Annotated in this window: 5 protein-coding genes; 4 read left to right on the top strand and 1 reads right to left on the bottom strand. The window is 53.5% G+C overall.

The features are described from left to right. Positions 1–515 precede the first annotated feature (515 nt). The 4 genes from LNA76_RS08460 to LNA76_RS08445 all read left to right on the top strand — a co-directional run bounded on the left by LNA76_RS08460 (position 516) and on the right by LNA76_RS08445 (position 5896). Positions 516–1856: an NAD(P)/FAD-dependent oxidoreductase gene (locus LNA76_RS08460; RefSeq protein WP_230018751.1), complete on the top strand. Its 1341-nt coding sequence runs from the start codon at positions 516–518 to the stop codon at positions 1854–1856. Positions 1857–1890: 34 nt separating this feature from the next. Then, positions 1891–3228 carry a sodium/glutamate symporter gene (locus tag LNA76_RS08455; protein WP_094196049.1) on the top strand — a complete coding sequence of 446 codons (1338 nt, stop codon included), beginning with the start codon at positions 1891–1893 and terminating at the stop codon, positions 3226–3228. A 25-nt stretch (positions 3229–3253) separates the two neighbouring features. Further along, entirely contained in the window at positions 3254–4186 is a 933-nt protein-coding gene (locus LNA76_RS08450; RefSeq protein WP_094196050.1) for a LysR family transcriptional regulator, read from the top strand. Positions 4187–4315: 129 nt separating this feature from the next. After that, positions 4316–5896 (top strand): phytoene desaturase family protein, encoded by a 1581-nt coding sequence (locus tag LNA76_RS08445; protein ID WP_230018749.1) that lies wholly within the window; start codon positions 4316–4318, stop codon positions 5894–5896. Between the two features lie 11 nt (positions 5897–5907). On the opposite strand, the gene glcC is transcribed toward LNA76_RS08445, so the two are convergent. Further along, positions 5908–6672: a transcriptional regulator GlcC gene (glcC, locus tag LNA76_RS08440; protein WP_094196052.1), complete on the bottom strand. Its 765-nt coding sequence runs from the start codon at positions 6670–6672 to the stop codon at positions 5908–5910. Positions 6673–6838: the final 166 nt, after the last annotated feature.

The following is a 6838-nucleotide window of genomic DNA, read 5'->3' as shown; positions in this document are numbered from 1 at the left end:
GCGCGTACACTCTGCTGCCCAGCCGTGGTCTGGCGGCAGTAAAGACCGGATCCCTGCAATCATCGGTCGGACGTCCCTTCCTTCCTCCTGGCCCGTTCTGGGCACCTTGTCTCCCTTCTTCTTCTTCTTCTTCTTCTTCTGTACGGCTTACTCGTGTCTGCTTCGGCTTGCCCCTCGGCAAGAGGACTGATTCGCAAGGCAGTTGCATACTTGTGGTGGGGAAGTACGGGGAGGCGTAGTTCAGCATTTAATGCTCGGCTGTTTCTTGCCCAGTAAGCGGGAAAGAGTCAAATTCTGAAGCAAGCCAAGCGTTTTAGATTAATTGCATAAGCGCACTTTTCTTTACCTGAGTAGGGTATGGGTGGGTGTGCAGGTGGGCGTGTACCTCGCTTTTTGTAGCGTGCTGAGTAGTCCTTGAGTCGATAGTGAAGGGTGTTGTCATTATAAGAATCGCTTATCTTGTGAGCGGTGGGCTGATAGTAGATGAAGTGTGATTGTGGGCGCGGTATATATCCATGATCCATTATTTTTTCGTACTGATCATGTCTATTATTTTGCCCCGTGATGACAGCCGCTGTGGCTGGTATAAGTTGCTGACAGTCAGTCGCCCCAGTCGCCAAATTCACGGCACACAGGCGGCAGATGTGGTGATTGTGGGTGCTGGCTTTGTGGGTTTGGCAGCTGCTCGTGCCTATGCCTTGTTAAAGCCTCAGCATCGGGTCGTATTGCTGGAAGCATTGAAGGTTGGGCAAGGGGCTTCGGGCCGGAATTCAGGATTCCTGATTGATCTGCCCCATAAGCGTGACCTGGAGTTTGGTAGCCTGGAGCGCAAGAAAAAGATTTACAGACTTAATCTGGAGGCGATTGAGGACTTGCGATCGGCTGTACAGCAACATCAGATCCACTGTGATTGGGAAGAGGCTGGAAAGTATCAGGTTGCGGTCGGGCAGCGTGGCATTTCATTTCTGAACGATTACGCCAGCTTGCTGGATGATTTTGATTACCCTTACCAGCGTATTGAGGGGCAGTCGCTTGCCCGAGTGCTGGGCTCGACCTACTACAGCCAAGCTATCTATACAGAGCGTTCGGTGCTTGTACAGCCTGCGGCTTTAGTCAATGGGCTGGCCGAGCATTTGCCGGCAAATGTGGAGCTCTATGAAGAGCACCCTGTGCTGGAGTTCAAACAGCACAATGGTCAATATCATATCCATACCCAAGATGCGGTGTTCCAGAGTCCCAAGGTGATTCTGGCAACGAATATCTTTACCCAGGAGTTTGGTTACTTGCGCTCTCGCATGTTGCCGACCATGACGTATGCCAGCATGACCCGAGCCCTGAGCCTGCAGGAAATGCAATTGTTTCGGGAGCAGCATTCTTGGGGGGCCACGCCTGCCGATCATGGTGGGACAACTCTGCGTTTGACTCGTGACCGACGCTTGGTGATCCGCAATAGTTACCAGTTTGTCCCCAAGTACCATGACGACCTCCAGAGCCGACGTGCCATACGGGACAGCCATCTGCAAGGTCTGCAGGCGCGCTATCCATCACTGGAAAACTTGACGCTGGACTATACCTGGGGCGGAGCTTGCGCCTTGTCGCGTAATTACCAGCCTTTCTTTGGCCAATTGGATAGCAATCTTTATTTTTCGGGTGTCCACCAAAGCGTGGGGGCCACTCGGGGATCTATTACCGGCAAGTTATTGGCGCAATTGGCCTTGGGTGAGCACTCCGAGAGCCTGTCGGACATGCTGGAGATCAGCCAGAAACCCGCTATCAACCCCCCTGAACCTTTCTTGAGTATCGGCGTTAACGCACGCATGGTCTTGGCCAGGCGTGCGTCTGCCAGTGAGCTATAAGCTCTGCCACTAACAATAACGAGGAGCATATTGAATGACTATTTGGAGTTTAACCATCGATTTTGGCATTGCCAGCGGTTTGATCCTGCTGTGCAAACTGATCCGGGCCAATGTCACCCTGGTACAAAAGCTGTTTATGCCGGTCGCCCTGATTGCTGGCTTGTTGGGCCTGGCGCTGGGACCACAGGGGGCTGATATTTTGCCGTTCTCCGGTTCGTTCAACGCTTACGGCGGGATGTTGATCGCTGTTATTTTTGCTGGCGTTGGGCTCTCTACCCGTTTTCCTGCACCGTCATTGCTGGTGTCACGATCCGGACAGTTATGGGCGTTCAATCAGATGGCAACGGCATCGCAGTGGTTGCTGGGGTTGGTGGCAGGAGCTTTGCTGTTTACCTACTTCTGGCCGGATCTATCCCCTGCCTTCGGGCTGATCATGCCTGCTGGTTTCATGGGGGGCCATGGAACTGCTGTGGCGATGGGGAACTCGTTTGCCGAGTTGGGCTGGGCAGATGCCACAACCTTGGCTTTGACCTCGGCAACGGTAGGGGTGTTTGCCGCTATTTTGATTGGTCTGGCGATTATCCGCTATGGCGCCCGCAAAGGTCTGATCAGTGGTTTGACCCCATTTGAACAAATGGAGAAGCATCATCGCAAGGGCTTGATTGAGGCGGCAGACCGTGTGGCTATTGGCAAAGAGACAGTGTCGGCTTCCTCGATTGATGCCTTGTCCTTGCATATTGCACTGATATTGCTGATTACCGCCGGTGCATACTATTTGAGTTCTTACCTGTCTGGTTTGAATGACTTTATTTCCGTGCCGACTTTTGCCTGCGCGTTTTTACTTGGAACGGTCAGCCGATCCTTGCTGGATCGACTGGGCTTGCTTCAGCATTTTGACGTCAAGCTATTTAATCATGTCTCCAGTACGGCAACGGACTATCTGATCGTCTTTGGGATTGCGTCGATCAAGATTACTGTGCTGTTGAGCTATGCTGTTCCCCTGTTGGCACTGATGATCATCGGTTTGCTATTGTGCCTGTTCATGGTGTTTTATGTGGCACCTCGCATGCTCGACGAACGTTGGTTCGAGAAAGGTGTGTTTTCGTGGGGCTGGATGACGGGCACGGTGGCGATTGCCATTTTGCTCTTACGCATTGCCGACCCGGATCGTAAAACGTCGATTCTGGACGATTACGCCATTGCGTATGTGCCCGGCGCTGTATTCGACATTATTTTGATCTCGTTCATGCCTGGACTGATTTTGCAGGGTTTCATTTATGAAACAATGGCTGCCTTGGTCGCTTATATGATCGTAGTGGGCGTGATCGGTCGAATGCTCAAGGGGCGTGCCTTGCGCTTGAAGGCGGCCTGACACCCGCAGTTCATTTCACAGGTCTATGGAAAAAATAGGATTTGAATTAAGACAGATCCAGGCTTTGGTGGCAGTGGGAAAAACGCGAAGTTTTTCCGCTGCCGCACAACAATTGCAGCTTAGCCAAGCGGCGGTCTCGCAGAATATAGCCAAGCTTGAGGAGAGCTATGGCGTGTTGTTGGTGCAGCGTCAGAACCGCCCGGTCAGACTGACGCAGGCTGGTAAAAAACTGCTCGAACTGGGCCAGTCCTGGTTATTGCAAGCGGTTCATATGCAGAATTTTCTGCAGTTCAGCCATTCCTCTCAGGTCAAGCATCTGCGTATCGGTATCATCGATTCAATTACCTCGGTTCTGGCACCGTTCATTGTCGAGAACTTCTCTGATCGTGCTCAAACACTGCATGTGCAATCGGGGGTGATCAGCAGTCTGGATTCCAGTTTCAATGCGGGCGAGCTGGACTTGTTGGTAAGCACGCACGTGGCCTCGGGTACGCCCGCCTGTCGCGCGTCTTTGTTGGTGCAAGACCCGTATGTGCTGATTGCCCCCAGTATTCACGCCCGCCTCACCTTTAATGAGATGGTTCAGCAACTGAGCTATATCGGCTATGACAGGCGCTCCCAGATTGGTCGTCGAATAGAATCCATTTTTCAAAAGCACGACATCACGGTCAACAATACGCTCTATGTTGACTCTTTTGATACGCTCTCCAAGCTGGTCGCCTCCGGGGTTGGTTGGGGCTTGATTTCGGCCTTTAGTCTGCAAGGGATTACCGCCTTGTCTCCCCATCTGATTGTGCGCAATGTGTTTGACGGACGCTACTCCCGCAACATTTATCTGCTGAGTAATAGTGCCCTGGCTCAAGACTTTGTTGAACATACGCGGGTAATGTTTCAGGAGTTCCTGAAAGAGACCGTCCGAAGAGGTATTCAGCAGCATTTCCCGTTGATTACGTTTTGAGCCTTGCCGGTATCAGGTGGCGTGTCAACGTGGCCTGAGCAGGCGGTGGATAAGGAGGCGCTTTTTTTACCTGCTTTGGAGTTTGCACCGTAAAATACAACAAAATAGTTTAGAGCTAAAGGAGTTGTGGTGAGTGCAGAGACAACAGTAGATGCGATTGTGGTTGGGGCAGGGCACAATGGCCTGGCGGCGGCTGTGGAGTTAGCCAGCCGTGGTTGGAAGGTTCAAGTTGTGGAAGCCAAAAGTTCGGCTGGCGGTGCGGTCAGCACTCAAGAGCTGACCTTGCCGGGCTTCAAGCATGACGTATGTGCCATGAACCTGTCCTCTTTTGCCGGCTCTGCGTTTTTCCAGCGTCATAAGGATGCTTTGGGCCGCCATGGTCTGGCTTTCGTCCCCGCAGAGCATTGCTTTGCCAGTGTGTTCCGGGATCAAAGCTATTTGGGTGTCAGCACGAATCTGGAAACGACCTTGGCGCGCATTCGTGCGGTTTCTGAAAAAGACGCTCAGGCCTGGCAAGCCATGCTGGAGGACTTTCAGCGTAAAGCTCCTCATTTGTTTGCGGTGCTGGGTAGCCCTATGCCTTCCATGGGCCTGTTCAAAAGCGCGTGGAAGAGCTGGCGTGAGCTGGGCAAGGATGGCGTGGCCGAGCTGATGCAATTGCTGCTGGCGACGCCTCGTGACTTTCTGGACCGCCATTTCGAGAGCGACTCATTGAAAGCCATGATGGCAGCCTGGGGGCTGCATGTGGATTTCACACCAGACACTGCCGGTGGTGCCTTGTTCCCTTACCTTGAATCCATGGCTAATCAAGCTTTCGGTATGGTGATCGGGCAGGGCGGTGCCGATACGATTATTCGTGCCATGACGGGTTTGTTGCAGGAGTTGGGCGGGGAGCTGCTATTGAATGCCCCCGTGCAAACGATTGAGCAGGAAAACGGTCGAGCCAGTGGTGTCGTTCTGGCCGATGGTCGTCGCTTGAAAGCGCGCAAGGCCGTGATTGCGAATCTGAATCCTCAACTCGTCTTTGGTCGTCTGGTGCAGTCCGCTGCGGTTCCCAAAGATTATCAGAAGAAAGTCGATGCCTTCCGCCCCGGTTTGGGCACCATGATGATTCATTTGGCGCTGGATGGCTTGCCTGATTGGAAAGCCGGTGCCGAGCTGCAGCGTTTCTCCTACGTGCATCTGGCGCCCGATATGGCCATGATGAGCCGTGTCTACGCTGAAGCCGCCGCAGGCTTGTTGCCTGCCGAGCCTGTGCTGGTGGTTGGGCAGGGTACGGCCCTGGATCCTTCCCGCGCCCCGGCGGGGAAACATACTTTGTGGATTCAAGTGCGTGTGCTACCTGCTCAGGTCAAAGGCGATGCTGCTGCTCAGATTGCGGCCGGCGACTGGTCACAGCTGAAAGAGGCGTATGCAGAGCGGGTTCTGGATTTGCTCGAAAGCTATGCGCCCGGTTTGCGCAGCAAGATTCTGGGCCGCCACATCATGTCGCCCCAGGATCTGGAGCAGTTCAATGCGAACTTGATTGGTGGTGATAACCTCTCGGGTAGCCACCACCTGGATCAGAACTTTTTCTTTCGCCCAGTGGCCGGTTACTCCAAATACAAGACGCCGATCAAGGATCTGTACTTATGCGGTGCCTCGACCTGGCCGGGTGCAGGGACAGGGGCTGGATCAGGCTATATGCTGGCCAATCTGCTGGCGAAGTAAGCCCACACAACCTAGAGGCCATTCAGACGCTGCCGAGCATGCTCCAGGCGTAACTGTTTGGCCTCCATCTCCTGAAGCTGTCGCCGAATTCCATCAATATGTTCTTTGGCTGCGCGTCGGGCCAAGTCCGCTTGACCTTGCGTGACGGCATTACATAAACGGGCATGCTGTCTGTCCAGCCTGCGTTTGGAATCATGATCGGGGTACAGGTGCTGCACGGACACGCGTACCGTGGACAACATCAAGTCGTTGAACAGGCTGATCATGTGTACCAGCACCGGATTATGCGAGGCCTCACAGATAGCGGCATGAAAAGCGTGGTCGGCACGAGCAACCTGTTCAGGAGCCGCATCCTGCATTTGCAGATCTTCCAGTTCCTGAAAGCGCCGTCTTATCATGATGTGATCCGCTTCTGTCCCTCTGGAGGCAGCTAACTGGGCGGCCTCGCTTTCCAATAACTCACGCACTTCCAGCAAGTCATACAGTGTGCGCCCTTGCGCTTGCAGCAGATGCTCCAGCGGTTTGCTGACAGTGGAGTCAATCAGGTTGGCAACGAAGGACCCTTTGCCATGTCGGGTTTCAATCAAGCCGCGCACGCGCAGGATTTGTAGTCCTTCCCGCAGGGCAGAGCGGGACACTGCTAGCCGTTGCGTCAGTTGCCGCTCGGACGGCAGAACTTGTCCCGGTTTCAGGACGCCATCCATAATAAATGTTTCGATGCGTTGGGCGACCAGCTCGGCGGTGACTTCTAAACGCTTGGGTTCCTGCATGTTCATTCGTGGTCAGACCAGTTGTATGCGTGTGAAAATGATAACAAGCTGATTATCTATCTGTCTGATTTTTAAGTGTAAAGATAAACCCTAATACGCGCTTAGGGTAAAAACTGGTCGGACCAGTAGTCTGGTGGCTGGACAAGCCCGCCAGCATCAAAGACCATCCGTT

Source organism: Alcaligenes sp. MMA (genome assembly GCF_020907215.1).
GTDB lineage: Bacteria > Pseudomonadota > Gammaproteobacteria > Burkholderiales > Burkholderiaceae_B > Alcaligenes > Alcaligenes aquatilis.
This window is presented reverse-complemented; position numbering and strand designations above follow the sequence as displayed.